Source organism: Flavobacteriales bacterium (assembly GCA_021296215.1).
GTDB lineage: Bacteria > Bacteroidota > Bacteroidia > Flavobacteriales > ECT2AJA-044 > ECT2AJA-044.
The window spans coordinates 1-26,612 of record JAGWBA010000015.1 but is presented as its reverse complement, the minus strand read 5'-3'; the positions used below and the strand labels follow the sequence as shown (position 1 = coordinate 26,612).

Annotated in this window: 24 protein-coding genes and 5 tRNA genes; 25 read left to right on the top strand and 4 right to left on the bottom strand. The window is 48.7% G+C overall.

The window, feature by feature from the left end; translation table 11 throughout:
- The first annotated feature begins 86 nt into the window (after nt 1-86).
- The 24 genes from J4F31_04270 (at nt 87) to J4F31_04155 (ending at nt 21,466) form a co-directional block, all read left to right on the top strand.
- Nucleotides 87-1,031, top strand: a complete 945-nt coding sequence (locus J4F31_04270; protein ID MCE2495782.1) for a potassium channel protein — start codon at nt 87-89, stop codon at nt 1,029-1,031.
- A gap of 157 nt (nt 1,032-1,188) precedes the next feature.
- Nucleotides 1,189-2,085, top strand: coding sequence for an SDR family oxidoreductase (locus tag J4F31_04265; protein MCE2495781.1), 897 nt, complete (start codon nt 1,189-1,191; stop codon nt 2,083-2,085).
- A gap of 57 nt (nt 2,086-2,142) precedes the next feature.
- Nucleotides 2,143-3,963 (top strand): amino acid carrier protein, encoded by a 1,821-nt coding sequence (locus J4F31_04260; GenBank protein MCE2495780.1) that lies wholly within the window; start codon nt 2,143-2,145, stop codon nt 3,961-3,963.
- A gap of 6 nt (nt 3,964-3,969) precedes the next feature.
- Nucleotides 3,970-4,671, top strand: coding sequence for a helix-hairpin-helix domain-containing protein (locus tag J4F31_04255; GenBank protein MCE2495779.1), 702 nt, complete (start codon nt 3,970-3,972; stop codon nt 4,669-4,671).
- Nucleotides 4,668-5,195, top strand: coding sequence for an adenine phosphoribosyltransferase (locus J4F31_04250; GenBank protein ID MCE2495778.1), 528 nt, complete (start codon nt 4,668-4,670; stop codon nt 5,193-5,195). The genes J4F31_04255 and J4F31_04250 overlap by 4 nt, the downstream gene beginning before the upstream one ends.
- A 34-nt stretch (nt 5,196-5,229) precedes the next feature.
- Complete coding sequence (locus J4F31_04245; protein ID MCE2495777.1) at nt 5,230-6,369, top strand: acyl-CoA dehydrogenase family protein; 1,140 nt, start codon at nt 5,230-5,232, stop codon at nt 6,367-6,369.
- A 67-nt stretch (nt 6,370-6,436) separates the two neighbouring features.
- Complete coding sequence (gene rpsU, locus J4F31_04240; protein ID MCE2495776.1) at nt 6,437-6,631, top strand: 30S ribosomal protein S21; 195 nt, start codon at nt 6,437-6,439, stop codon at nt 6,629-6,631.
- 70 nt (nt 6,632-6,701) lie between these two features.
- Nucleotides 6,702-7,589: a tyrosine-type recombinase/integrase gene (locus tag J4F31_04235; protein ID MCE2495775.1), complete on the top strand. Its 888-nt coding sequence runs from the start codon at nt 6,702-6,704 to the stop codon at nt 7,587-7,589.
- A gap of 11 nt (nt 7,590-7,600) precedes the next feature.
- The gene (gene raiA, locus J4F31_04230; protein ID MCE2495774.1) at nt 7,601-7,900 is read left to right on the top strand and encodes a ribosome-associated translation inhibitor RaiA; all 300 of its coding nucleotides are present in this window, start codon (nt 7,601-7,603) and stop codon (nt 7,898-7,900) included.
- A 125-nt stretch (nt 7,901-8,025) separates the two neighbouring features.
- Nucleotides 8,026-8,099 (top strand) — tRNA-Thr (locus J4F31_04225).
- A 22-nt stretch (nt 8,100-8,121) separates the two neighbouring features.
- Nucleotides 8,122-8,203 (top strand) — tRNA-Tyr (locus tag J4F31_04220).
- A 37-nt stretch (nt 8,204-8,240) separates the two neighbouring features.
- Nucleotides 8,241-8,313, top strand: a tRNA-Gly gene (locus J4F31_04215).
- Nucleotides 8,314-8,343: 30 nt separating this feature from the next.
- A tRNA-Thr gene (locus J4F31_04210) sits at nt 8,344-8,415 on the top strand.
- A gap of 98 nt (nt 8,416-8,513) precedes the next feature.
- Nucleotides 8,514-9,701, top strand: a complete 1,188-nt coding sequence (gene tuf / locus J4F31_04205; protein MCE2495773.1) for an elongation factor Tu — start codon at nt 8,514-8,516, stop codon at nt 9,699-9,701.
- 67 nt (nt 9,702-9,768) lie between these two features.
- Nucleotides 9,769-9,841, top strand: a tRNA-Trp gene (locus tag J4F31_04200).
- On the top strand, nt 9,817-10,053 hold the full coding sequence (gene secE / locus J4F31_04195; GenBank protein ID MCE2495772.1) for a preprotein translocase subunit SecE: 237 nt from the start codon (nt 9,817-9,819) through the stop codon (nt 10,051-10,053). Before J4F31_04200 ends, secE begins: the two co-directional genes overlap by 25 nt.
- A 14-nt stretch (nt 10,054-10,067) precedes the next feature.
- Nucleotides 10,068-10,613: a transcription termination/antitermination factor NusG gene (nusG, locus tag J4F31_04190; protein MCE2495771.1), complete on the top strand. Its 546-nt coding sequence runs from the start codon at nt 10,068-10,070 to the stop codon at nt 10,611-10,613.
- Between the two features lie 76 nt (nt 10,614-10,689).
- Nucleotides 10,690-11,127: a 50S ribosomal protein L11 gene (gene rplK, locus J4F31_04185; protein MCE2495770.1), complete on the top strand. Its 438-nt coding sequence runs from the start codon at nt 10,690-10,692 to the stop codon at nt 11,125-11,127.
- Nucleotides 11,128-11,138: 11 nt separating this feature from the next.
- Entirely contained in the window at nt 11,139-11,846 is a 708-nt protein-coding gene (rplA, locus tag J4F31_04180; GenBank protein ID MCE2495769.1) for a 50S ribosomal protein L1, read from the top strand.
- 11 nt (nt 11,847-11,857) lie between these two features.
- Nucleotides 11,858-12,382, top strand: coding sequence for a 50S ribosomal protein L10 (locus J4F31_04175; protein ID MCE2495768.1), 525 nt, complete (start codon nt 11,858-11,860; stop codon nt 12,380-12,382).
- Between the two features lie 65 nt (nt 12,383-12,447).
- The gene (gene rplL / locus J4F31_04170; protein MCE2495767.1) at nt 12,448-12,828 is read left to right on the top strand and encodes a 50S ribosomal protein L7/L12; all 381 of its coding nucleotides are present in this window, start codon (nt 12,448-12,450) and stop codon (nt 12,826-12,828) included.
- Nucleotides 12,829-12,945: 117 nt separating this feature from the next.
- Entirely contained in the window at nt 12,946-16,758 is a 3,813-nt protein-coding gene (gene rpoB, locus J4F31_04165) for a DNA-directed RNA polymerase subunit beta (GenBank protein ID MCE2495766.1), read from the top strand.
- 63 nt (nt 16,759-16,821) lie between these two features.
- Entirely contained in the window at nt 16,822-21,144 is a 4,323-nt protein-coding gene (gene rpoC / locus J4F31_04160; protein ID MCE2495765.1) for a DNA-directed RNA polymerase subunit beta', read from the top strand.
- Nucleotide 21,145: 1 nt separating this feature from the next.
- Nucleotides 21,146-21,466, top strand: coding sequence for a DUF3467 domain-containing protein (locus J4F31_04155; protein ID MCE2495764.1), 321 nt, complete (start codon nt 21,146-21,148; stop codon nt 21,464-21,466).
- A gap of 49 nt (nt 21,467-21,515) precedes the next feature.
- Here J4F31_04155 and J4F31_04150 read toward each other — a convergent pair whose 3' ends face one another.
- The 3 genes from J4F31_04150 to J4F31_04140 all read right to left on the bottom strand — a co-directional run bounded on the left by J4F31_04150 (nt 21,516) and on the right by J4F31_04140 (nt 24,713).
- Entirely contained in the window at nt 21,516-22,331 is an 816-nt protein-coding gene (locus J4F31_04150; GenBank protein ID MCE2495763.1) for an ABC transporter substrate-binding protein, read from the bottom strand.
- 66 nt (nt 22,332-22,397) lie between these two features.
- Nucleotides 22,398-23,378, bottom strand: coding sequence for a pyridoxal-phosphate dependent enzyme (locus J4F31_04145; GenBank protein MCE2495762.1), 981 nt, complete (start codon nt 23,376-23,378; stop codon nt 22,398-22,400).
- Between the two features lie 105 nt (nt 23,379-23,483).
- Complete coding sequence (locus tag J4F31_04140; protein MCE2495761.1) at nt 23,484-24,713, bottom strand: ABC transporter permease; 1,230 nt, start codon at nt 24,711-24,713, stop codon at nt 23,484-23,486.
- 16 nt (nt 24,714-24,729) lie between these two features.
- Between J4F31_04140 and J4F31_04135 the strand changes: the two genes are divergently transcribed.
- Nucleotides 24,730-25,926, top strand: a complete 1,197-nt coding sequence (locus J4F31_04135) for a DUF1343 domain-containing protein (GenBank protein ID MCE2495760.1) — start codon at nt 24,730-24,732, stop codon at nt 25,924-25,926.
- A 28-nt stretch (nt 25,927-25,954) separates the two neighbouring features.
- On the opposite strand, the gene J4F31_04130 is transcribed toward J4F31_04135, so the two are convergent.
- On the bottom strand, nt 25,955-26,416 hold the full coding sequence (locus J4F31_04130) for a hypothetical protein (GenBank protein ID MCE2495759.1): 462 nt from the start codon (nt 26,414-26,416) through the stop codon (nt 25,955-25,957).
- Nucleotides 26,417-26,612: the final 196 nt, after the last annotated feature.

The following is a 26,612-nucleotide window of genomic DNA, read 5'->3' as shown; positions in this document are numbered from 1 at the left end:
CCTTGAATACTCAGTCTTTTTATTCGCGCATACGCATTACCCTTGCTTTTTTATTCGGGGGAGTGATCATCGGCGTTGTGGGCTTTATGGCGATCGAGAAATTCTCCTTTGTCGATGCGCTCTACATGACGATCATTACTGTTTCTACTGTGGGTTTTGCCGAGGTAAAGACGTTGTCCCAAGGAGGTAGGATTTTCACGATATCCTTAATCATCACCAGTTTTGGTACTTTTGCTTATGCCGTCACCGTGCTTAGTCAAAGCCTGCTGAATGGCGATCTGCGCAAAGCACTCATTGACCGTCAAGTTCGAAAGAAAGTGAACAAGTTGAAAGATCATGTCGTCGTGTGTGGTTATGGCCGAAATGGCCGACAAGCCATAAAAAAGCTACGAGCTTACGGAAAGGATTTTGTGGTGATCGAGCGCGATGAAGAGCGGGTCGAGCGTCTCAAAACCGAAGGTATTGCAGTTATTCATGGTGACAGTACACGAGATGGTGTATTAGAGCAAGCGGGCGTTGAAAAGGCGAGTGCCCTGATCACCACATTGCCTTCTGATGCCGAGAACCTTTTTGTGGTTCTTTCGGCCCGTGAACTGAATAAAAATATGACGGTCATAGCACGTGCTTCGAGTGAGAACAGCGAGCGAAAGTTCAAAGCAGCCGGAGCGAATAATGTGATCATGCCCGACAAAGTGGGAGGGGCCCATATGGCCTCCTTGGTGGTCACTCCGGATGTGGTTGAGTTTTTGGATCACATATCAGTGGAGGGAAGCGCAGCAATCAATTTGGAAGAAGTGCCCGTTGATGAGATCCCGGAACAGTACCAAATGAAGTCGCTCATCGAACTCGGGATCAGAAATGTTACGGGGTGTAACGTTATTGGATTCAAAACTCCGGAAGGCGAGTACGTCATCAATCCGGACGCGAATACCAAGCTCGTTCCGAATTCGAAGCTTTTCGTACTCGGTGTTCCTGAGCAAATCAACAAATTGAATAACCTGTTCAAACTGGATAAAAACGAATACTCATGACCGAACCAAAACTACTAGGAGTTTGCGCGTGGCTCGCTGATCGATCCGAATTGGATGTCTCCGGAATGCTACTTGGTTGGATCATCGTCACCCTGTTGGGGGTAGGATCTCCAGGTGTACCTCATCCTCGCATTAATGAAGCCAAAAAACTGGTAAAATGAAGATATTGATCACGGGTTCGAATGGCCTCTTAGGACAAAAGATCATCCATCTTGTTTCCAAAGACCCCGGCGTAGAGCTGGTCGCCACATCTCGTGGTGAAAACCGAACCAAGCTCAAAGAGGGATATGTTTACGGATCACTGGATATTACCAACAAAGATCAAGTTTTCGAGGTCATGTACGGTCACGAGCCCGATGTAGTCATTAATACCGCGGCGATGACAAATGTCGATGCCTGCGAAGACGATAAAGAAGGCTGTGACGCCTTGAACGTGCGCGCGGTCGAGTACCTCGTTGAAGTATGCGAGCAGATTGACGCCCATTTGATCCACGTTTCTACAGACTTTATTTTCGATGGAACGGATGGTCCCTATCGCGAGGAGGACGATCCGAATCCTGTTATCTATTACGGCGTTTCTAAACTGCGCGGCGAAGAGATAGTCAAGAATGCGAAATGCCCTTGGTCTATTCTACGTACAGTACTCGTTTATGGTGTAGCCGATGATATGAGTAGATCGAATATCGTTCTATGGGCCAAGGGGGCTCTTGAAAAAGGCGACCCCTTGAATATTGTGAACGATCAATTTAGAACTCCAACCCTCGCCGAAGATCTGGCCATGGGTTGTTTCCTATGCGCTAAAAAAGGAACTCAAGGGGTGTTCCATATTTCCGGTGACGATTTTATGTCGATCTACGAACTGGTCGAAAGGGTAGGTAAGTTCTACGGTGTCGATACCGGACAGGTTACGCCCGTGACTTCCACAGGCCTCAATCAGAGGGCCCAACGCCCGCCGCGAACGGGCTTTTATATCGATAAGGCAAGATCCCTTCTGGGATACCAACCGCACAGTTTTGAGCAAGGCTTGGCCTTGGTTCAAGAGCAACTAGGCTAAAGCTATTTGGTCACCGTCCTATTTTTCTCGATTATTGTGACTCATTAAACCACAGGTATGAAGAATCTACTCGCCGCAGCACTTATGCTGCTTTCTGTTCTAACTTTTGGTCAAGCTGCACTTACCATCGAAAGGGTAGTGGTGACTAATCCGAGCAAGGAGATCAACGACGGTGAGGTAGAAATAACGGTATTCGGTGGACAAGAGCCCTACCATTACTATTGGAGCAACGCCGGTACCGATACAACCAGGAGATTCGCCTACGGATTAACTGAGGGGATTCCTCATTCGGTAAGGGTGGTCGATGCCTCCGGGAATGAGGTCACTGAAAATATCGAAATTCCGACAGAGAGTATTGCTGAAAAATTCAATGGTGCGTTCACTCCGATCGTAAACGCATTAGATAGTGTTCTTTTGGGAGACCCATTTGCTGCTCTCAATTTATACGATAACAGGATCTACGACGACAATGGAAATGTCGTACGCAACCCAAACGGGACAATTCGAACCAAGTCCATTCCATTCATTGTGATCTGGCTGGTCTTTGGAGCACTTTTCTTCACGTTGAAGATGGGCTTCATCAATATTCGCGGATTTCGACATGCCGTAGCATTGGCTCGCGGAAAGCACGACGAACCCAATGCTCCAGGTGAAGTAACGCATTTTCAAGCGCTCGCAACGGCTGTATCAGCTACGGTCGGACTCGGAAATATTGCCAGTGTAGCAGTGGCCATTTCTTTGGGTGGCCCAGGTGCTACTTTTTGGATGATCATTGCCGGACTTCTGGGGATGTCCTCCAAATTCGTGGAATGTACCCTAGGGGTTAAATACCGTAACATTAACGAAGATGGATCGGTATCCGGAGGTCCAATGCACTATCTGCGCAAAGGTCTGGCCAGACGTAACATGGGCGGACTCGGAAAGGTGTTGGCCGTGATCTTCGCCCTACTCGCGGTCGGAGCTTCATTTGGAGGTGGAAACATGTTCCAGGCCAATCAAGCCTACGAACAACTATCGGGTGAGTTTTCGACCCTTCAAGGTGCAGGGCCTTACTTTGGCGTCATCTTGGCCATCTTGGTGGGTATCGTGATCATCGGAGGTATCAAGTCCATAGCCCGCGTAACCGAAAAGATCGTTCCTTTCATGGCGGCGCTGTACGTTGTCGCTGCCCTTATCATCATTTTCCGAAACATTCACCAGGTCAACAGCGCCTTTATGGCGATCTACAACGGTGCGTTCAACGCCGAAGCTCTTCGAGGTGGATTCATTGGTGTGCTTATTCTAGGGTTCCGACGAGCGGCCTTCTCAAATGAGGCGGGAGTTGGATCAGCAGCGATAGCTCACTCCGCGGCCAAAACGAAATTCCCGGTAGCCGAAGGTTTTGTGGCATTGCTCGAACCATTCATCGACACCGTAGTAGTTTGTACCCTCACGGCCCTCGTACTGATCTTTACCGATAAACACTTGGTCACCGATGTCGCAGGTGCGCAACTGACCTCCGATGCTTTCGGTACGGTGATCTCATGGTTCCCCATGGTACTGGTGATCGCGATTTTCCTATTCGCCTTCAGTACCATGATCAGTTGGAGCTATTACGGACTCAAGGCTTGGACTTTCCTTCTCGGTGAAAACAAGCGAACCGAATTGGCCTACAAGTTCATTTTCCTTATCTTCATCATCATCGGCTCGTCAGTGAGTTTGGGTGCTGTCATCGATTTCTCCGACATGATGATCTTAGCCATGGCTTTCCCCAATATCCTTGGACTTCTGCTGTTGAGCGGGGAAGTGCGGTCCGATCTACGTTCGTACCTCAAGGCCCTCAAGGCCGGAGAGATTTTCACGACACCTGAAAAAGAGAAGAAGCGGCGCGCAAATTAAGCGCTTATGCCCTTACATACACGGCGAGTTCAATCGTTTTCAAAACGCGAACGCCTCGCCCTCCTGACCCTTATGGCCTTGCTCCTGATCGTTGAGGGAGTAGGTTACTTTTCCAAATCCATATTTGCGCCTCAACGGCGCGATGAACACCGCCTCGTTATATACGACACCATCCGCGTGGCTGAAGGTGCCGCCAAAGGCACCCATCGTCCCGAGAGGGACCCCTTCAAAAACAAGCCCGGCTCGAACGGTTTATCCGCAAACGCAACCCGATCCATGGCCGAGGATAGAACCCGCGATAGCAAACGGGAAGTCTTCAGGGTTCTCCTAAACGAAACCGACACCTTTGCGTGGGAAGCACTTCCGGGTATCGGGCCGGCATTCTCGAGGAGGATACTCAAATATCGGGCATTACTCGGGGGCTATGCCGCAAAAGAGCAGCTTGGTGAAGTGTACGGGATCGACACCACCGGAATTTGGTTCGACCGCGTTATCGAAGACCGTGCGCCACTCGATTCACTCTACTTGAATCGCGATACCATATCGCGTTTTTGGAGGCACCCGTATATAGCTCCGGCCATGGCCGCGGAATGGGTGCGATATCGAGAACGGGTTGGGGGATTCACAAACGTAGAAGAAGTTCGCGACGGCTATTTGATGACCGACTCGATATTCCGTAAAATTGTACCCTATTTATCGGTACAATGACATTAGAACAAATTGAGAATCATATTCGAGCGGTACCCGACTTCCCGAAGCCGGGCATTCTGTTCCGCGATATTACGCCCCTACTCGGGCATGCTAAGGCCCGTAAAGCGGTCTTGGATCACCTCCTTGAGGCATTGTCGGATTGGGAGATCGACGCGATCGCGGGCATTGAAAGTCGAGGCTTTTTGTTCGGCATGACCTTGGCCGATGCCTTGAACATACCTTTTGTCCCGATTCGCAAGGCGGGTAAGTTACCCTATGACAAGATCGAACACAGCTATGAGCTCGAGTACGGATCGGCCACTCTAGAGATCCATACTGATGCGATACAGCCGGGTGACCGGGTGCTTATCCACGACGATTTGTTAGCTACGGGCGGAACGGCTGCGGCTGCGGCTGAGCTGCTTAAACGCCTCGATGCCGACGTGGCCGGTTTTAGTTTCATCATTGCCTTGAACTTTCTCGGGGGCGATGAAGTTCTGAGGAAGTACAGCGGAAGTATACATACCTTGATCTCTTATTGATCAGAGGAAGCGAGTTATAAAATCACACTACACAATGAGCATTGAATTATCAGAAACGCGAAAGATGATCGTGGAGACCCTTCGCGATTTTTGCAAGCGCGAAATAGAGCCCCATATCATGGAATGGGATGAGGCGCAGCATTTTCCGGTCGGCGTCATGAAGAAACTCGGCGAACTGGGTATGTTGGGCGTTCTGGTTCCGCAGGAATACGGGGGATCGGGACTTACCTACGATGAATACATCACCGTTGTTTCGGAGATCGGCCGGGTCGACCCATCCATCGGGTTGAGTGTTGCCGCGCACAATTCGCTATGCACTGGCCACATTCTATACCACGCTAGTGAGGATCAAAAGAAAAAATGGCTTCCTAAACTGGCCACGGGAGAGTGGATCGGTGCCTGGGGCTTGACCGAGGTTGGAACGGGAAGTGATGCGGGAGGAATGAACACCACGGCGGTGCGCGATGGCGACGAATGGGTCATCAATGGAAGTAAGAACTTCATTACCCACGGTAAGTCGGGTGACATTGCCGTTGTGATCGTTCGAACGGGTGAGAAAGGCGATAGTCATGGGATGACGGCCTTTGCCGTAGAGAAGGGTACACCTGGGTTCTCGGCCGGACGAAAAGAAGACAAGTTGGGCATGAGAGCCAGCGAGACCACGGAACTTATATTTGAGAATTGTCGCGTTCTGCATAAGAACATGATCGGAGAGGAAGGCGACGGATTCGTTCAGGCTATGAAAGTGCTGGATGGAGGCCGAATCAGCATTGCGGCGTTATCCGTCGGATTGGCTAAGGGAGCTTATGACCACGCGGTGAAATACGCCAAGGAACGGGAACAGTTCGGAAAACCCATTGCTAAGTTTCAGGCGATCGCATTCAAGATCGCCGATATGGCCACTGAGATCGAAGCCTCGGAGCTGTTGACCTATCAAGCCGGAGCTCAGAAGGATCGAGGCGAGCGGGTAACGGTTTCCGGAGCCATGGCCAAGTATTTCTCTAGTGAGGTATGTGTACGCGTTGCCAATGAAGCCGTGCAGATCCATGGTGGATATGGATTTACAAAGGACTTCCCGGTAGAGAAGTTCTACCGCGATTGCAAGCTCTGTACGATCGGCGAGGGGACCAGTGAAATACAGAAACTGGTGATCTCGAAACATTTAATGAAGTAATTTGATAGGAATTAAAAAGGTTGTACATTTGCAGCCCTAAAATTCAGATAATAATGGAGCTAGACATATGATCATCATTCCGGTAAAAGATGGAGAGAACATCGATCGAGCGTTGAAGCGCTACAAGCGTAAATTCGATCGTACTGGTGCTATGCGCGAATTGCGTCGTCGCAAGCAATTCACCAAGCCCTCTGTTCAGCGTCGTGAGCAGGTATTGAAAGCCGCTTACATTCAGACGTTGCGGGATCAGGAAGAGGCATAAGTCGACTCCCCCAATTACGATATTTACAGCCCGTCCAATTTATGGACGGGCTTTTTTTATCTTGTAGGGAATGAATGAGGCATCCTTTTTCGACCATTTGAGTCACGAACGGCGTTACAGTGAGCACACGTTAAGGGCGTATCGGACCGATTTGGATCAATTTAAAGAGTTTTTGTTGGCGGTATATGAGAACGAGGACTTGATGGATGTCCGCGGTCCTATGGTTCGTTCTTGGATAGTATCGCTGATGAATGAGAATTATGAGCCTCGGAGCGTACAGCGCAAGGCGACGTCGTTAAAGACGTTTTACAAGTTTCTATTGCACGAGGGGGTTATTGATAAGAATCCGACCGCTCAGCTACAAACGCCTAAAGTGCGAAAAAGGCTTCCGGTCGTGGTCCCTGAAGAGGATCTGGGGGCGTTGCTGGATCAGCGTTTTTTTGAGGATGGGTATGAAGGGGTTCGCGACAGGTTGATCGTGATGTTGTTGTATCACACCGGAATGCGTAGAGCTGAATTGATCGGTTTGCTCGAGCGGGATGTGGATTTGGGTCGTGGGCAGCTCAAGGTATTGGGCAAGCGAAACAAAGAGAGGATGATTCCCATTCAGACCGAATTGGCCAAAGCCATTGAGGATTATCAGCGGGAAAAAGAAGGGCTGCATCGGGCCGTTGAGGCCGAAGAATTATTGCTTACTCAGAAGGGTAAAAAACTATATCCGAAGCTTGTGTATCGGGTGGTCAATCGCTATCTTAGCTATGTTAGCAGTGTAGAAAAGAAGAGTCCCCACGTGTTGCGCCACAGTTTCGCAACTCACCTTCTAAATGCGGGGGCGGAGCTCAGTGCCATCAAGGAACTTCTAGGGCACGCTAATCTTTCGGCCACCCAGGTGTATACGCACCATTCGGTGGAACATTTAAAAAAGGTGTACAACCAGGCCCATCCACGGGGCCACTAAATTTCGATCACATGAACGTACGCACTCAATCCGTGAATTTCAATGCGGAACCGAAACTGCTTGCATTTGTTGAAGACAAACTTCAGAAGTTGGACCAATTTTATGACCAGATCGTAGATGCTGAGGTTTATTTAAGAGTAGAGAACGTCTCAGGGGACGAGAATAAACTTGCGGAGGTACGGGTAAACATACCTGGGAAGGATTTGATCGTAAAGAAACAATGCAAGAGTTTTGAGGAGGCGATCGATCAGAGTGTGGACGTGTTAAAGCGTCAGTTAAACAAGCGCAAAGAACGCGTTCGCGGAGTCTGAAAATAAACGTTGAATTTTTTTTGAATTCGCGTTGCTCCAATTCCTTATCTTTTTTTACATTTGCAGTCCCTTTTGAAACGGGGCTGCATTTTTTTATATGATTGCCGATGAAATAAGGGGTAGAGGCCGATATAGCTCAGCTGGCTAGAGCAGCTGATTTGTAATCAGCAGGTCGTGGGTTCGAGTCCCTCTATCGGCTCAAGTTCATTGAAGGACATTTTGGGGAGATACTCAAGCGGTCAACGAGGACAGACTGTAAATCTGTTGCCAACGGCTTCGTAGGTTCGAATCCTGCTCTCCCCACAAGAACATCCGCCCGCGAGAGCGAGATCGATCGAATGCGGAAGTAGCTCAGTTGGTAGAGCGACAGCCTTCCAAGCTGTAGGTCGCGGGTTCGAATCCCGTCTTCCGCTCAAAGCCTTTCGGGGTGCATTGATTGCAATGCCGATGTAGCTCAGGGGTAGAGCGTTTCCTTGGTAAGGAAGAGGTCACGGGTTCAATTCCCGTCATTGGCTCAAAAGAAGTTTTTCAAGGTTCCGGTGCTCGTAAGAGATGTCCGGAATCTTTTGGTACGTAAATTTTAAAATTTAACTATAAACAAAGACGATTAATCATGGCAAAGGAAAATTTCAATCGTTCCAAACCTCACTTGAATATTGGAACTATTGGTCACGTTGACCATGGTAAAACTACGTTGACTGCCGCTATCACTAAGGTGTTGGCCGATGCCGGTTTTGGTGAAGCCCGTGGATTCGATTCTATCGATAACGCGCCGGAGGAAAAAGAGCGTGGTATTACCATTAACACGGCTCACGTTGAGTACGAAACGGCAAACCGTCACTACGCACACGTTGACTGTCCAGGTCACGCCGACTACGTAAAGAACATGGTAACTGGTGCTGCTCAGATGGACGGAGCTATTTTAGTAGTTGCTTCTACTGATGGACCTATGCCACAAACTCGTGAGCACATTCTTTTGGCTCGTCAGGTAGGTGTACCTGCTATCGTTGTTTTCATGAACAAAGTGGACATGGTAGACGACGAAGAGCTTTTGGAATTGGTTGAAATGGAAGTTCGCGAATTGTTGTCATTCTACGAATTCCCAGGAGACGACTTGCCAGTAATCCAAGGTTCTGCTTTGGGTGCTTTGAACGGTGAAGGTAAGTGGGTTGACACTGTAATGGAATTGATGAAGGCAGTTGATGAGCACATTCCACTTCCACAGCGTGATGTTGATAAAGACTTCTTGATGCCAATCGAGGACGTATTCTCTATCACCGGTCGTGGTACTGTTGCTACTGGTCGTATTGAGACTGGTGTAACCAACACTGGAGACCCAGTTGAGATCATCGGTATGGGAGACAAGAAATTGACTTCTACCATTACTGGAGTTGAGATGTTCCGTAAAATCTTGGATCGCGGAGAAGCTGGTGACAACGTAGGATTGTTGTTGCGTGGTATTGAGAAAACCGATATCCAGCGCGGTATGGTTATCTGTAAGCCGGGTTCAGTAACTCCACACACTAAATTCAAAGCTGAGGTTTACATCCTTAAGAAAGAAGAAGGTGGACGTCACACTCCATTCCACAACCGTTACCGTCCGCAGTTCTACTTGCGTACGACTGACGTAACTGGTGAGATCAAATTACCAGAAGGAACTGAGATGGTGATGCCAGGTGATAACTTGACCATCACGGTTGAATTGATCGCCCCTGTAGCTATGAACGTAGGTCTTCGTTTCGCTATCCGCGAAGGTGGACGTACAGTTGGTGCAGGTCAGGTAACTGAGATCATCGACTGATCCTAGATCAGCCGATTAAAATAAGGGAAAGGAAAAGTGCTTTTTAGTGCTTTTCCTTTGCCTATAAACGGGTGTAGCTCAGCTGGTAGAGCAGTGGTCTCCAAAACCAAAGGTCGTGAGTTCGAATCTTACCACCCGTGCAAATAGAAAAGAAGAGATGCAGAAGATCAGAACCTATTTCCAAGAGTCTTACGACGAATTGGTGCATAAGGTAAGTTGGCCGTCATGGTCCGAGTTGCAAGCGAGTTCTTTATTGGTAGCGGTAGCGAGTGTGATCATCGCCCTGTTGGTATATGCGATGGACTACTCGTTCAGTAATTTGTTGAGCTTTTATTACAGAATCTTCGGATAAGAGATTAAAGGAGAATGAGCGATCATAAGAAGTGGTACGTTGTTCGTACCATCAGTGGACAGGAGAAAAAAGTTAAGGGATATATTGAGTCCGAGGTGACTCGATTGGGTATGGAAGACCTTGTAACACAAGTGTTGGTTCCGACCGAAAAAGTATTCCAGATCCGCAACGGAAAGAAAGTGAGCAAAGAGCGCACGCACTATCCGGGTTATATCATGGTCGAAGCTCATTTGGTAGGAGAAGTAGAGCACGTGATCAAAGGAATTCCGGGAGTCATTGGATTCTTGGGGGGGAAAGAAGGAGGAGCGGTACCGCTTCGCGAAAATGAAGTGAAGAGAATGTTGGGCCGCATGGATGAATTGGCGGATACCGATGAGCAGATCAACATTCCATTCATCATAGGAGAAACGATCAAGGTGATCGACGGACCATTTAATGGTTTCAACGGCACCATTGAAGAGATCAATGAAGAAAAGCGCAAGTTGAAGGTGATGGTGAAGATTTTTGGACGTAAGACACCTCTCGAGTTGAGCTACATGCAAGTAGAAAAGGAATCATAAATCATTGGAGCGGATGTTTCGGCGCGACGCTTCCTAGCGCCTGGAATGGAAACTCTGGACTTTAATACTAATAACAATGGCTAAAGAAGTAGTTGGATTAATCAAGCTTCAGGTCCGTGGTGGCGCGGCCAACCCTTCACCTCCCGTAGGTCCTGCCTTGGGAGCCAAGGGTGTGAACATCATGGAGTTTTGTAAGCAATTCAACGGGCGTACCCAGGATAACGCCGGTAAGCTCTTGCCTGTGGTGATCACTGTATACGCGGATAAGTCTTTTGACTTCGTGATCAAAACTCCACCCGCTGCCGTTCAGATCTTGGAAGCAGCTAAAACGAAAAAAGGATCAGGAGAACCTAACCGAGTCAAAGTGGCGAAGATCACTTGGGACCAGATTCGCACCATCGCAGAAGACAAAATGCAGGATTTGAATGCATTTGAAGTAGAGAGCGCGATGCGCATGGTAGCTGGAACAGCTCGTAGTATGGGTGTAACCGTAACCGGAAGAGCTCCGTTTTAATTTATAGTGACATGGCGAAGTTGACGAAAAAACAGAAAGAGGCACAGTCACTGATCGAGAAAGGGAAACTTTACTCGTTGGCGGATGCTTCTGGATTGATCAAACAGGTCAGCAAAACGAAATTCGATGCATCGGTAGATGTAGCGATCCACTTGGGTGTTGACCCTCGCAAAGCCAATCAAATGGTTCGTGGTGTCGTAACCCTTCCTAACGGAACGGGTAAAGATGTTCGCGTACTCGCATTGGTTACTCCAGACAAAGAAGCTGAGGCTCAAGAGGCCGGCGCTGACTTTGTCGGATTGGACGAATTCACCGAGAAGATCAAAGGTGGTTGGACCGATGTAGACGTGATCATCACTATGCCTGCGGTAATGGGTAAGATCGGACCATTGGGCCGTATCCTCGGACCGCGTGGTTTGATGCCTAACCCGAAAACGGGTACTGTAACTATGGATGTTGCAAAGGCTGTTAGTGATGTAAAAGCGGGTAAGATCGACTTCAAAGTAGATCGTTACGGAATCATCCACGCATCTGTGGCCAAGGCCTCATTCGAAGCCGGAAAGATTCAAGAGAACGCCCGTGAATTGTTACAAACGATTGTTAAACTCAAGCCTACGGCGGCTAAAGGAACTTATGTAAAGAGTATTTACATGAGTAGCACTATGAGCCCCAGTGTAGCGGTCGACCCTAAGTCGATCACCGGAGTAACGGCTGAATAATCCTATTTAACATGACAAGAGAAGAAAAAAATCAAGTCATTGAGGATCTTACCCAGACGCTGGTCGAGAACAAGAATATCTACCTAGCGGATATTTCAGGGTTGGATGCTGATGCAACAAGCCGCTTGCGCCGTCTTTGCTTTAACCGTAAAGTGAGCTTGAGCGTTGTAAAGAATACCCTTCTTAGAAAAGCAATGGAAAAGTCAGGTCTCGATTTCGAGCCGATGTACGATTTGCTGAAGGGTAATACCTCGATCATGATTTCCGAAGCGGGTAATGTTCCGGCGAAATTGATCAAGGAGTTCCGTAAAAAGAGCGAAAAACCCCTTTTGAAAGGAGCCTTCGTAGAAGAAGCAATCTACATTGGCGACGATCAATTGGATGCGCTGTCAGATCTGAAGTCTAAGGAAGAACTGATCGGAGACATCATTATGTTGTTGCAATCACCGATCAAGAATGTTGTTTCTGGATTGCAGGGTACCGGAGGTCAAAAGATCGCCGGACTCCTCAAGGCTTTGGAAGAACGCGCACAGTAAACTTGTACGCACTCTTGCTTCCCATATAGAGAACGTGAATTAAAAATCTAATTATTTTTTCAAACATGGCAGATATCAAAGAACTCGGAGATTCGCTGGTAAACCTTACGGTAAAAGAAGTAAGCGAATTGGCTGATTACTTGAAAGAAGAATACGGTATCGAGCCCGCAGCAGCAGCTGTAGCCGTAGCTGGACCAGCTGCAGGCGGTGGTGCTGAAGGCGGTGGTGAAGAGCAAACCGAATTTGACGTAATCTTGAAATCAGCAGGTGGTTCTAAATTGGCAGTTGTAAAACTCGTCAAAGAACTCACCGGACTAGGATTGAAAGAAGCTAAAGCTGTAGTGGACGAGGCTCCATCTTCTGTTAAAGAAGGCGTAGCTAAGGAAGAAGCAGAAGCTTTGAAAGCGCAGCTTGAAGAGGCTGGTGCTGAGGTTGAGCTTAAATAAGCTCGCGAGCTTTACCCTATAAGGTTAGGTCTTTTGGAGGTTAATAGTACCTCCATTAGGCCTAGACCCTTTTGTGTTTAGTTCCCTTCTTTCATCACTAATTAAAATTTTTGTCCATTGGCAACGACACGCACTCCTGAAAGAATTTCATTCGCAAGCATAAAAAGTCAGTTAGATTATCCTGACTTCCTCGACATACAACTTCAATCGTTCATCGATTTCTTCCAGTTGGACACGAAAACTGAAGATCGTCGTGATGAGGGCCTATATCGGGTATTCGCTGAGAACTTTCCGATCTCCGATACTCGAAATCAGTTCGTCCTTGAATTCCTGGATTATTTCATCGACCCGCCTCGATACTCCATAGAGGAGTGTATTGAGCGTGGATTGACCTACAGCGTACCGCTGAAGGCCCGATTGAAGCTCTATTGTACCGACCCGGAACACGAGGATTTCGAAACCATCGTTCAGGATGTGTTCTTGGGCCAGATCCCGTACATGACCCCCAGAGGTACTTTCGTCATCAACGGTGCCGAGCGTGTGATCGTATCACAGCTTCACCGTTCACCGGGAGTATTCTTCGGTCAATCATTCCACGCTAATGGTACCAAGTTGTACAGTGCGCGTATCATTCCTTTCAAGGGGTCTTGGATCGAATTCGCGACCGATATCAACAGCGTAATGTACGCTTACATCGATCGTAAGAAAAAGTTGCCGGTTACCACGTTGTTGCGCTCCATTGGTTATGAGCGGGATAAGGATATCCTCGAAATCTTTGATTTGGCCGAGGAATTCAAAGTGAGTAAGACCGGCTTGAAAAAAGTTCTTGGACGAAAACTTGCCGCTCGTGTATTGAAGACATGGGTAGAGGATTTCGTAGATGAGGATACAGGGGAAGTAGTATCGATCGAACGTAACGAGGTTATCTTGGACCGTGAAACGGTTCTTGAAAAAGAGCATATCAAAGAGATTCTCGATGCCGATGTGAAAACGATCTTGTTACACAAAGAAGACATCAAGTCTTCGGACTATGCGATCATTCACAATACGCTTCAGAAGGATCCGACCAACTCGGAGAAAGAAGCAGTTGAGCACATCTATCGTCAGTTGCGTAATGCTGAGCCACCTGATGAGGAAACCGCTCGTGGTATCATCGACAAACTGTTCTTCTCTGAATCGCGCTATAACCTCGGTGAGGTAGGGCGCTACCGATTGAACAAGAAGCTCAATCTGGAGATCGATAGCGATGTTCAGGTATTGACGAAAGACGACATCATCTTGATCATCAAGTACCTGATCGAGTTGGTGAACAGTAAAGCAGATGTCGATGACATCGACCACTTGAGCAACCGTCGCGTACGTACCGTAGGCGAGCAATTGGCCAACCAATTTTCGGTAGGTCTAGCCCGTATGGCCCGTACGATCCGCGAGCGTATGAACGTTCGCGATAACGAGGTATTTACTCCGATCGACTTGATCAATGCGAAGACCCTTTCTTCAGTGATCAACAGTTTCTTCGGAACGAATCAGTTGTCTCAGTTCATGGACCAAACCAACCCGTTGGCGGAGATTACGCACAAGCGACGTCTATCAGCTCTCGGACCTGGTGGTCTTTCTCGTGAACGCGCCGGTTTTGAGGTTCGCGACGTTCACTACACACACTACGGCCGTTTGTGTCCGATCGAAACTCCTGAAGGTCCGAACATTGGACTTATCTCTTCACTTTGTGTATTTGCCAAAGTGAACCGCATGGGCTTCATTGAAACACCTTATAGAAAGGTAAACGATGGTCAGGTTGACTTGAAAGCAGAGGCGGTTTACTTGAGCGCAGAGGAAGAAGATCGTAAGGTGATCGCTCAGGCGAACGCTCCTATAGACAGCAAAGGAAAATTCGAAAATAATCGAATCATTGCTCGTGACGAGGGTGACTTCCCGGTCCTAGAGCCAAGTGAGATCGACTATATGGACGTTGCACCAAACCAGATCGCTTCGATCTCAGCTTCATTGATTCCTTTCTTGGAGCACGATGATGCTAACCGTGCGTTGATGGGATCGAATATGATGCGCCAGGCAGTACCATTGATGCGACCTGAAGCTCCGATCGTAGGAACTGGTCTTGAGCGCCAAGTAGCTCGGGATAGCCGGGTTCTTATCAACGCTGAAGGTGATGGTGTCGTTGAATACGTCGATGCTCAGAAAGTAGTGATCAAGTACGATCGCACCGAAGATGAAGTCTTGGCCAGCTTCGACGATGAAAACGCGACCTATTGGTTGACCAAATTTTTGAAGACGAATCAGGGAACAAGTATCAACCTGAAGCCGATCGTGCGTAAGGGTGACCGTGTGACCAAAGGTGATGTTCTTTGTGAAGGATATGCGACCCAAATGGGTGAGTTGGCCTTGGGACGCAACATGAAGGTGGCCTTCATGCCTTGGAAAGGGTACAACTTCGAGGATGCGATCGTGGTTAGTGAGCGCGTTGTGCGTGAAGATATCTTCACCTCTGTTCACATCGACGAATACACCCTTGAAGTTCGCGATACAAAACTCGGTCAAGAGGAATTGACAGCCGACATTCCTAACGTAAGCGAGGAGGCGACCAAAGATCTCGACGAGAACGGTATCATTCGCGTTGGAGCGGAGATCAAACCGGGAGACATTCTAATCGGTAAGATCACGCCAAAAGGAGAAAGCGATCCTTCACCTGAAGAAAAACTTCTTCGCGCCATCTTTGGTGACAAGGCAGGTGATGTAAAAGACGCATCGATGAAAGCACCTCCTTCTTTGAACGGTGTTGTGATCGACAAGAAGTTGTTCTCACGCGCCATCAAGGATAAGAAAGCGCGCTTACAAGACAAGGAGGTTCTTCTTCAATTAGATGAAGAGTTCGGCCGCGAAATGGCTGAGTTGAAGGCTAAATTGATCGACAAGCTGTTAATCGTAGTTAGCGGCCGCGCTTGCCAGGGTGTTGTGAATGAGCTCAATGAAGAAGTGATCAAGAAGGGTACGAAGTTTACTCAAAAACTATTGAACGGTATTGAGGACTTCACCGTATTGAGTCAAGATAAATGGACGACGGATCAGTCTAAGAACGACCTCGTGCGCAATATGCTTCACAACTACAAGATCAAGGTGAGTGACTTGCGCGGTTTATACCGCCGCAAGAAATTTACCGTGAGCGTAGGTGATGAGTTGCCTCCTGGAATCGTAAGATTGGCCAAAGTATACATCGCGAAAAAGCGTAAGCTTAAAGTAGGTGATAAGATGGCTGGTCGTCACGGTAACAAAGGTATCGTTGCTCGTATCGTTCGCGATGAAGATATGCCGTTCCTGGAAGACGGAACTCCGGTAGATTTGGTATTGAACCCACTAGGGGTACCATCGCGGATGAACCTCGGACAGATCTACGAGACCGTACTCGGATGGGCCGGTGAGCGTTTGGGCAAGAAGTTCAATACGCCGGTATTCGACGGTGCATCTTTGGACGACATTAACAAGTACACGGATGAAGCTGGTATTCCACGCTACGGCCATGCTTACTTGTACGATGGAGGAACCGGAGAGTGCTTCCACCAGCCGGCAACCGTAGGTATCATATACATGTTGAAACTCGGCCACATGGTCGATGACAAGATGCACGCACGTTCCATTGGGCCGTACTCACTTATTACGCAACAGCCACTCGGAGGTAAGGCTCAGTTTGGAGGTCAGCGTTTTGGTGAGATGGAGGTTTGGGCACTTGAAGCCTTCGGTGCTTCCAATATCTTGCGCGAGATCCTCACCGTTAAATCGGATGATGTGATCGGCCGTGCCAAGACTTACGAGAGTATCGTTAAAGGTGACTCTCTGCCGGAACCCGGAATTCCTGAATCGTTCAATGTACTATTGCACGAATTGAAGGGACTCGGACTGAATGTAACTCTTGACTAACAAAGTTGCTAATCGCGCCGCGAGGCGCAGAAAGCAAACTTTATAACATATAACATCTTTATCATGGCGATGAGAAAAGAGAATAAACCCAACAGCAACTTTTCAACGATCACGATCAGTCTGGCGAGTCCGGAGAAGATCCTCGAAGAATCGTGGGGAGAGGTGTTGAAACCAGAAACGATCAATTATCGCACACACAAGCCGGAGCGAGATGGTCTTTTCTGTGAGCGGATCTTTGGTCCGGTCAAGGACTACGAATGCCACTGTGGTAAATACAAGCGTATTCGTTACAAGGGCATCATCTGTGACCGATGCGGTGTTGAGGTTACGGAGAAGAAGGTACGTCGTGAGCGTATGGGACACATCAATTTGGTGGTTCCTGTAGCGCACATCTGGTACTTTAAATCGCTACCAAACAAGATCGGTTACTTGTTGGGTCTTCCTACCAAGAAGCTGGACATGATCATCTATTATGAGCGTTACGTGGTAATTGAGCCCGGTATTGCTCAGAACGTAGATGGAGAGCCCCTTCAGGTTATGGATTTCTTGACTGAGGAAGAGTACCTCGATATCTTGGATACTATTCCGGCCGAGAACCAATATCTCGACGATTCAGATCCGAATAAATTCATCGCGAAGATGGGTGCGGATGCCCTGCACGATCTTTTGAAGAACATCGATTTACTTGGTTTGTCCAGCGAATTGCGTCACAAAGCGAACACGGAGACCTCTCAGCAGCGTAAGAACGAGGCTTTGAAGCGTCTTCAAGTCGTTGAGGCTTTCCGAGATGCGAATAACCGCATGGAGAACAATCCGGAGTGGATGATCATGAAAGTGGTTCCCATAATTCCACCGGATTTGCGTCCGTTGGTGCCGTTGGATGGTGGGCGTTTCGCCACATCTGACCTCAATGACCTTTACCGACGGGTGATCATTCGTAACAACCGATTGAAGCGCTTGTTGGAGATCAAAGCTCCAGAAGTGATCTTGCGTAACGAGAAGCGTATGCTTCAGGAGTCGGTCGATAGCTTGTTCGACAATACGCGTAAAGCAAGTGCAGTGAAAACCCAAAGCAACCGCGCTTTGAAATCACTATCGGACAGCTTGAAAGGAAAGCAAGGTCGATTCCGTCAGAACCTTCTCGGTAAGCGTGTGGATTACTCTGCTCGTTCTGTTATTGTCGTTGGTCCTGAATTGAAATTGTACGAATGTGGTCTTCCAAAAGGAATGGCCGCTGAGCTATATAAGCCGTTCATCATCCGCAAACTTATCGAGCGCGGAATCGTCAAGACGGTTAAATCGGCAAAGAAGATCATCGACCGTCGTGACCCGGTGGTTTGGGATATCTTGGAGAATGTTTTGAAAGGGCACCCTGTTCTTCTGAACCGTGCCCCGACGCTTCACCGCTTGGGTATCCAGGCGTTCCAGCCAAAACTCATCGAGGGTAAAGCTATCCAGTTGCACCCGCTGGTTTGCACGGCATTCAACGCTGACTTTGATGGTGACCAGATGGCCGTTCACTTGCCATTGGGCAATGAGGCCATTTTGGAAGCTCAGTTGTTGATGCTTGCATCACACAACATTTTGAACCCTGCTAATGGAGCCCCTATCGCCGTTCCTTCTCAGGATATGGTACTCGGTCTGTACTACATGACCAAGATCCGTAAGAGCACCGATAACGAAATCGTTCGAGGTGAAGGGTTGACCTTCTACTCTCCTGAAGAGGTGAAGATCGCATACAACGAAGATCGGGTCGAAATCCACGCGTGGATCAAAGTTCGTACTGAGGACTTGGTGCATGGTGAGATCAAAACCGTAATGATAGAAACTACCGTTGGTCGTGTGCTTTTCAACGAAGCAGTGCCGCACCAAGTAGGATACATCAACGAAGTATTGACCAAGAAAGCCCTTCGTGGAATTATTGCACGAGTGCTCAAGCAAACGAGTTTGCCTGAAGCGGCGGCATTCTTGGATGATATCAAGCAATTGGGATATACCATGGCCTTCCGCGGAGGATTGTCGTTCAACTTGGGCGATGTAATTATTCCGGAGGAGAAAGAAGAGATGGTGAAGAATGCGATCGAGCAGATCGAGGGAATCACCGGAAACTACAACATGGGATTGATCACCAATAACGAACGTTACAATCAGGTGATCGACGTTTGGACGAACACCAACGCCCGATTGACCGAGCGCGTAATGGAGCGTTTGACTACGGATAACCAAGGATTCAACAGTATCTTCATGATGCTCGATTCAGGTGCTCGTGGTTCGAAAGAGCAGATTCGTCAGCTTTCTGGTATGCGTGGTCTTATGGCCAAGCCGCAGAAGTCCGGTAGTTCAGGTGGGGAGATCATCGAGAACCCGATCCTTTCTAACTTTAAGGAAGGTCTTTCGATCCTCGAGTACTTTATCTCTACTCATGGTGCCCGTAAAGGTTTGGCCGATACAGCATTGAAAACTGCCGATGCAGGTTACTTGACCCGTCGTTTGGTCGACGTCGCACAAGACGTGATCATCTCTGAAGAGGATTGTGGTACGCTCCGTGGACTCAACACGACGGCTCTCCGCAAAAACGAAGAGATCGTTGAGAGTCTATTTGACCGAATCGTTGGACGTAACTCTTTGGTAGATGTATACCATCCTGATACCGACGAAGTGATCGTTGAAGCGGGTGGGTTGATCTCTGAGGATATTGCAGAAGAGATCGACAATGCTGGAATTGAATCCGTTGAGATCCGCTCTCCATTGACTTGTGAGTCGAGCAAAGGAATTTGCGCTAAGTGTTACGGACGTAACCTCGCAACGAACTCTAAAGTACAGAACGGTGAAGCAGTTGGTGTAATCGCTGCACAATCGATCGGTGAGCCTGGAACTCAGTTGACCCTTCGTACGTTCCACGTTGGTGGTACGGCATCGAATATCGCTGAGGAATCAACTATGACGGCTAAGTTCGGCGGTGTGATCGAGTTCGACGAACTGCGTACCGTAGAAGGTCAAAAAGATCCGGTAACCGGAGATTCTGATAATATCGTAATCGGCCGTACAGGTGAGATGCGAATTGTTGAGCCTAAGTCGGGCCACTTGCGCTCTTCGAACAACATTCCTTACGGAGCTAAGTTGTTCGTTAAGCCTGGTCAGAAAGTGACCAAGGGAGACATTCTTTGCGAATGGGATCCATATAACGCTGTGATCATCTCTGAAACTGCGGGTACGATCAAATTCGATAATGTTATCGAAGGTGTGACTTACCGAGTTGAGATCGATGAGCAGACCGGATTCCATGAGAAAGTAATCTCCGAGATGCGCGATAAGAAGAAGATTCCTACCGTTCAGATCACCACCACGAAAGGCGAGGTCATCAAGACCTACAACCTTCCTGTTGGTGCGCACATCATGGTGAATGATGGAGACAAGATCGAAGCCGGTAAGGTACTTGTGAAGATCCCACGCAGCAGTGCTAAAGCTGGGGATATCACGGGAGGTCTTCCACGTGTGACCGAGCTGTTCGAAGCGCGTAACCCATCGAACCCGGCAGTAGTTTCGGAGATCGACGGTATCGTATCGTACGGTAAGATTAAACGCGGTAACCGCGAAGTCATCGTAGAAAGCCGCAGTGGCCAAGTGAAGAAGTACTTGGTGCCGCTTTCAAAGCAAATCCTCGTGCAGGAGAACGACTACGTTCGCGCAGGTATGCCGATGTCCGACGGAGCAATTACTCCGACAGATATCTTGAGTATTCAAGGTACTACGGCGGTTCAAGAATACATTGTAAACGAGATCCAAGAGGTATATCGCTTACAGGGTGTGAAGATCAACGATAAGCACTTTGAGGTCATCGTACGTCAAATGATGCGTAAAGTTCAGATCGTCGACTCTGGAGATACCAAGTTCCTCGAGCACCAGTTCGTACACAAGTACGACTTCATCGAAGAGAACAACTGGATCTACAACAAGCTCGTGGTTACCGATCAAGGTGAGAGTGAAAAACTTCGCAATGGCCAAATCATCACAGCTCGTGAATTGCGCGACGAGAACTCGTTCTTGAAACGCAACGATAAGCAATTTGTCGAGACTCGCGAAGCTTTGCCGGCGGTAGCTCGCCCTATCCTCCAGGGTATCACCCGTGCCTCATTGCAGACCAAGTCGTTTATTTCGGCCGCTTCCTTCCAGGAAACGACCAAGATCCTGAACGAGGCTGCAGTAAGTGGAAAGGTAGATTACCTCGAAGGCCTGAAAGAGAATGTGATCGTAGGTCACAAGATCCCAGCAGGTACCGGATTGCGCCAGTACGACAAATTGATCGTAGGAAGCAAAGAGGATTTCGAAGCTATGGTGGCCAAGGCCGAAGCAGCCAAGAAAGAGAAAGTAGAAGAGAAAGCTTAATATGTCTGAAGAAAACCAAGACCAACAAGGTAATCAAATCAACATTGAATTGCCTGAGGAGATCGCCGAGGGGATGTATAGTAACCTGGCCATCATCAACCATAGTCCGGCCGAATTCGTCGTGGACTTCGTGAAGTTGATGCCCGGGGTACCCAAAGCGAAGGTGAAATCGCGAATCGTGCTTACGCCGCAACACGCCAAACGCTTGTTGCGTGCTCTGAATGATAACATTCAGAAATACGAGCAACAATTCGGCGAGATCAAAGAAGACAACCGCGGAAACATTCCACTGAATTTCGGTGGACCGACCGCTCAAGCTTGATCGAATAACATCCAACAAAAAAGCCGCTTCATCACGAAGCGGCTTTTTTTTATTCTTTATGGTCGGCAATCTTGGCCCTTAAAGCCTTCAAGTAACCCGGCGTTTTCTTCAACCGACTCCCATACCAACTGAACATTTCACCATCTACGAGGTGTATTTGTGCCTGCGGCACGATTTTCAACATCGCCTTCACGTGCTCCTCGCGGAAAGGGTAGGGCTCTGACGACAAAAAGACGAGGTCCGGTGCCACCGCCCGTAGGTCCTCCGAGGATATTTCCGGATATCGAACCCGATCGGCAAAGACGTTGCGCCACCCACCCGCTTCGATCATTGCGCTGATGAAGGTATCGCCCCCGGCCACTAGCATCGGGTCATTCCAAATCAGGTAAGCTGCCGTTGGCTGATTCGATGGATGGCGCTCTTTGACTTGTAATGCCAAAGACTTGAATGACATCCGAATATCATCTACCAGGGCTCGAGCGGTGTTCATCCGGCCGATGAGGCCGCCAACATTATCGATCATTTGAAGAGTGCTCTCAAGGTCGTACACATCGCTCACCCAAACGGGAAACTCCTTTTCTAACTCGCGAATTCCGTCTTTCTCGTTTTCCTCTTTGTTGGCGATAATGAGATCAGGGCGCAACTCTCGAATGCGATCCAGCTTAAAGTCCTTGGTGCCTCCTACTCGTGTCTTGCAAAAGCGCCAATCATCGGGATGTACACAAAACCGCGTAACGCCCACCACCTCGCTATCGAGCCCCAGGTCGGCCAATAGCTCGGTTTGGGATGGAACCAAGCTCACTATTCGGCTAGGATTCTCCGGTATTTGAATTTTTCGATTGAGCTGATCGGCTACGGTGATCAATGGTCTTAGGTCTTAGTTTTTATTTGAGTTCACTACTGAACAAAACTAAGAACTCAAAACTAAGAATTATAAGAAGCCTTGCGCCTTCATCCAGTCGTCGTTGTAGACCTTGCCTACGTACCGACTTCCATGGTCGTGGAAGAGCACCACGATGACCGAGTTCTCATCGAAGCGATCTTTCATTTGAACCACTGCCTGCATGGCCGATCCGGCCGAATTACCCAGGAATAGCGCTTCGGTCTGAGCCAATTCGCGGCACATCAAAGCACCTTCTTTATCGGTGACCTTTTCAAAGTGATCGATCAAATCAAAGGTTACGTTCTTAGGCAGAATGTCCTCTCCAATTCCTTCGGTGATGTACGAGTAGATCTCGTTTTCATCGAATTCTCCGGTTTCGTGGTACTTTTTGAACACTGACCCATACGTGTCGACGCCCAAAGTCTGAACCTCCGCGTTCTGCTCCTTCAGGTATTGCGACGTACCCGAAACGGTTCCGCCGGTTCCCACACCAACGACGAAATGGGTGATCTTTCCCTCGGTTTGATCCCATATCTCAGGCCCGGTACTCTCGTAATGCGCCTTGCGATTGCTCAGGTTATCGTACTGATAAGGATAAAAACTATTCGGGATCTCTTTGCTCAACCGCTCCGCCACCTTGTAGTACGAGCGCTCGTCGTCCGGAGCTACGTTCGTCGGACAAATCACGACCTCGGCTCCCATGGCCTTCAATACGTCGAATTTCTCCTTACTCTGCTTGTCGCTGGTGGTGCAAATAAGCTTGTAACCCTTGATCACCGCGGCCAAAGCCAAACCCATTCCCGTATTCCCCGAAGTACACTCAATGATGGTTCCACCCGGCTTCAGTTTGCCCTCTTTTTCGGCATCTTCGATCATCTTCAAGGCCATGCGATCCTTCACCGAATGGCCCGGATTAAAATACTCTACCTTGGCGAGTAGGGTGCCGGGAATTCCGTACTTCTTGGCAATACGATCCATGCGGATCATTGGTGTGTTTCCAATGGTGTCGAGTATGCTGTCGCAGATCATGCCGTAGCTTTAATTTATAACGCCGCAAAGGTATCCAATTCATTCGTCAAACCGAAGGCACCTGGACCATCGTTTCAATGGGTTTTGGCCCTGCGGGCCGATGCGTTAGTTGAATCGCAAGGCTCGTGCCGGCGGTATGCGGGTGATCAAGTAGGAGGGAACCACCAAAACCGTCAAACACAGCAATAGCGTACCTCCGTTGATCATCGCCCATTGCCAAAGATGTATCAACACCGGAGCCTCCGACACGTAGTAGGTGCTCTCGTCGAGCTTGACGATTCCGAACCGAATCTGCAAAAGCAAGAGTCCGCCTCCGATTAGATTCCCCCAAAACAAACCCCAACCGATGAGGTAGGCGGCGTCGTACAAAAAGATCCGGCGAATGCTCCAATTCCTGGCCCCTAAGGACTTCATGGTACCAACAAAGGGAGTTCGTTCCAGAATCAGAATAAGCAGTGCTGTGGACATGTTTATAGCCGCCACGGCGATCATAATGGCAAGTACGATGAAGGTGTTCAGATCGAATAAGGCCAACCACTCAAAGATCTGCGGACTCTTTTGCCGGGCCGTTCGAGCAATGAGGTTGTAATCGATCAAGGCATTCACCTGTCCGCCCATTAGGTCCAACTGCTCAAAATCGTCGATCAAAACCTCGAACCCGCCAACCTGATCCGTTCCCCAATCGTTCAGACGCTGAATATCACTCAAACGTCCCATCACGTAGAGCTTGTCGTATTCCTCCAGATCCGTTTTGTAAATCCCGCTCACCGTAAACGGAAGCCTCCGCGGATCCTTAGGAGGGGGCTGAACGAAATATAAGAGCACTTTACTGCCCACTTCTAGTTTTAATCGGCGAGCGAAATGATCACTCACCAGTAACTCCCTATCCGCCGTATCGCTCAGAGCAGGAAAACCGCCACCGGTCAGATAGGGCACAAAGGGAGTCCAGTCGTAACCCTTCTCAACTCCTTTCAGCACGATCCCTTCAAAATCGGTACGGGTCTTCATTACTCCTGCCTTGGTGGCATAACTTTGGATATGGGTAACCTCGGGGAGCACCCCAACTTTTTCAACCCATTCAGCGTCCGCTTCTATAGGAACCGGTTCGAAACTCGAATTTTGATCGAAGTTGGTAACTTGGATGTGCCCCGTGAATCCGATTACTTTATCGCGGATCTTGGCTTTGAGCCCGGTGCTGATGGCCACGGCGATCAACATCACCGAAAAGCTGAGTGCCACGGCAACGATGGCCACGCGAATGATGGGACCACTGATGCTTTTTTCACTCGCTTCGGACCGTGAAAGCCGACGCGCCACAAACCACTCAAACCGCATACGAATGCAACAATTAATGCGTGCTAAAGGTATAAAATTGACCTTCCTTTTGGGCTTCTTTTGTTTTATGGCCTACGGCCAGATGCTCCAGGCCGGTGCCGAACAGATCAATCGGTACCGGCCATTGGTCTACGACCGAACGGTGGCCGTTGTAGCCAACCCCACGTCTACGGTTGCAGGAACTCATTTGGTCGACACTCTTTTATCACTAGATGTCGACCTCAAAAAGGTATTTGCTCTCGAACACGGTTTCCGAGGAGATGTGCCCGACGGTGAAAAGATCGCAGACGGAAAAGACCCAAAGACCGGACTTCCGATCGTAAGTCTCTACGGTTCTCACAAAAAACCTACCGCTGAAGACCTCAAAGGTATTGACGTCGTTATATTCGATATTCAAGATGTCGGTGTGCGGTTCTACACCTTTGTAAGTTCCATGTCGTACATCATGGAAGCCTGTGCCGATAACGGAGTGCAAATGATCGTTCTCGACCGCCCCAACCCCAATGGGTTCTACGTCGATGGTCCAATGAATCACCTACCCGAACCGTCATTCATCGGCCTTCACCCGGTTCCAGCCGTTCACGGACTTACACTGGGCGAATACGCTACGATGGCAATAGGTGAGGGGTGGTTGAATACCGAAAATGAACTCAGCCTCACGGTTGTAACTTGTCGCGACTATACCCATGAAACGCTGTACGAGCTCCCCATCCCTCCATCGCCCAACTTGCGCTCCATGCCCGCCATCTACCTGTATCCATCGCTTTGCTATTTCGAAGGAACCAGTGTAAGCGTTGGCCGTGGAACCGACACCCCTTTTCAGATCGTAGGTGCTCCCTGGATGCCGAAGGGAACCATTGAATTCACGCCTGAGGGCGGATACGGATCGAGCAGCCCCAAACACGAAGGGGAGTTGTGCCACGGTTACGACCTTACTACCTTCGGTCGCGATTTTATTCCTGCCGACGGACAACTCAATATTTTCTGGCTCATCGATGCCTTCCGTCAATGCCCCGAAGGGGAAGTCTTTTTCTCGCGCCCCGACTATTTTGATTTGCTAGCGGGCGGACCTACACTCCGGGAGCAGATTGAGTCCGGAATGACCGAAGAGCAGATTCGCGCTAGCTGGCAAGCCGAGCTCGAACAGTTCAAGTACAAACGAAAACAGTACTTGCTGTATCCTGATTTTGAGGACTACAGAAAGGCACGATAGGCGAGTGGAATGATTACCCAACGATCGTTCACGTAGAAAAAAGCATTACGCGTTTTTTCAGGCTCGCCCTGAACATCGACACTCCCGGTCGAAGCTTACTGTCAAAGGTGCCATATTCTTCGGGCATACCACCTAATTCTCCTTTTCCCAACATTTCCATGTTGGTCGATAGGATTCTTACGCCGGCTTCTTGGCTAAGTGGCTTCATGGAGTCGTCCGATATCTTGGCGAAGTTCGACCACATTTTAGTGTTGTACGCAACCGCTTTGTCGGCCACCGAATCAAGAAAAACGAGCCTTACTTCTTCATCGGTGGGCATCAAAGTGTTCAGTAATACCTTGTTCGAATCTGCTTTGATCTGCTCCACCATCCGCAGAAAAGAATTCTCGAGCCTCTTTGGCGTTTGTCCCTGCAACTGCCACGTTCCAAGCATGAACAAGGCAATGACCAGGGTTTTGATCGACCCTTTGAACACCTTTGTATTATTCATGCTTTGAAGATACACCATATTGGCCATTAGCCATAAGACATGTGCCACGGACCATGAACCGTGAACTATGAACAGAAAACCTAGATTAACAGCCAATTAAGAATTCAAAAGGCTTAAAACCGGAACAATTGGATAGATTTGTTCTGTAATGCCTGTAAAATATAGCAAACTCAGCGATTACAAAATCAAAAAAATA

Excerpts from the sequence above, each read along its gene's own strand:
- J4F31_04270 (MCE2495782.1), top strand. The coding sequence starts at position 87 with ATGGCGATCGAGAAATTCTCCTTTGTCGATGCGCTCTACATGACGATC.
- J4F31_04265 (MCE2495781.1), top strand. The coding sequence starts at position 1,189 with ATGAAGATATTGATCACGGGTTCGAATGGCCTCTTAGGACAAAAGATC.
- J4F31_04260 (MCE2495780.1), top strand. The coding sequence starts at position 2,143 with ATGAAGAATCTACTCGCCGCAGCACTTATGCTGCTTTCTGTTCTAACT.
- J4F31_04255 (MCE2495779.1), top strand. The coding sequence starts at position 3,970 with ATGCCCTTACATACACGGCGAGTTCAATCGTTTTCAAAACGCGAACGC.
- J4F31_04250 (MCE2495778.1), top strand. The coding sequence starts at position 4,668 with ATGACATTAGAACAAATTGAGAATCATATTCGAGCGGTACCCGACTTC.
- J4F31_04245 (MCE2495777.1), top strand. The coding sequence starts at position 5,230 with ATGAGCATTGAATTATCAGAAACGCGAAAGATGATCGTGGAGACCCTT.
- rpsU (MCE2495776.1), top strand. The coding sequence starts at position 6,437 with ATGATCATCATTCCGGTAAAAGATGGAGAGAACATCGATCGAGCGTTG.
- J4F31_04235 (MCE2495775.1), top strand. The coding sequence starts at position 6,702 with ATGAATGAGGCATCCTTTTTCGACCATTTGAGTCACGAACGGCGTTAC.
- raiA (MCE2495774.1), top strand. The coding sequence starts at position 7,601 with ATGAACGTACGCACTCAATCCGTGAATTTCAATGCGGAACCGAAACTG.
- tuf (MCE2495773.1), top strand. The coding sequence starts at position 8,514 with ATGGCAAAGGAAAATTTCAATCGTTCCAAACCTCACTTGAATATTGGA.
- nusG (MCE2495771.1), top strand. The coding sequence starts at position 10,068 with ATGAGCGATCATAAGAAGTGGTACGTTGTTCGTACCATCAGTGGACAG.
- rplK (MCE2495770.1), top strand. The coding sequence starts at position 10,690 with ATGGCTAAAGAAGTAGTTGGATTAATCAAGCTTCAGGTCCGTGGTGGC.
- rplA (MCE2495769.1), top strand. The coding sequence starts at position 11,139 with ATGGCGAAGTTGACGAAAAAACAGAAAGAGGCACAGTCACTGATCGAG.
- J4F31_04175 (MCE2495768.1), top strand. The coding sequence starts at position 11,858 with ATGACAAGAGAAGAAAAAAATCAAGTCATTGAGGATCTTACCCAGACG.
- rplL (MCE2495767.1), top strand. The coding sequence starts at position 12,448 with ATGGCAGATATCAAAGAACTCGGAGATTCGCTGGTAAACCTTACGGTA.
- rpoC (MCE2495765.1), top strand. The coding sequence starts at position 16,822 with ATGGCGATGAGAAAAGAGAATAAACCCAACAGCAACTTTTCAACGATC.
- J4F31_04155 (MCE2495764.1), top strand. The coding sequence starts at position 21,146 with ATGTCTGAAGAAAACCAAGACCAACAAGGTAATCAAATCAACATTGAA.
- J4F31_04145 (MCE2495762.1), bottom strand. The coding sequence starts at position 23,378 with ATGATCTGCGACAGCATACTCGACACCATTGGAAACACACCAATGATC.
- J4F31_04140 (MCE2495761.1), bottom strand. The coding sequence starts at position 24,713 with ATGCGGTTTGAGTGGTTTGTGGCGCGTCGGCTTTCACGGTCCGAAGCG.
- J4F31_04135 (MCE2495760.1), top strand. The coding sequence starts at position 24,730 with ATGCGTGCTAAAGGTATAAAATTGACCTTCCTTTTGGGCTTCTTTTGT.
- J4F31_04130 (MCE2495759.1), bottom strand. The coding sequence starts at position 26,416 with ATGAATAATACAAAGGTGTTCAAAGGGTCGATCAAAACCCTGGTCATT.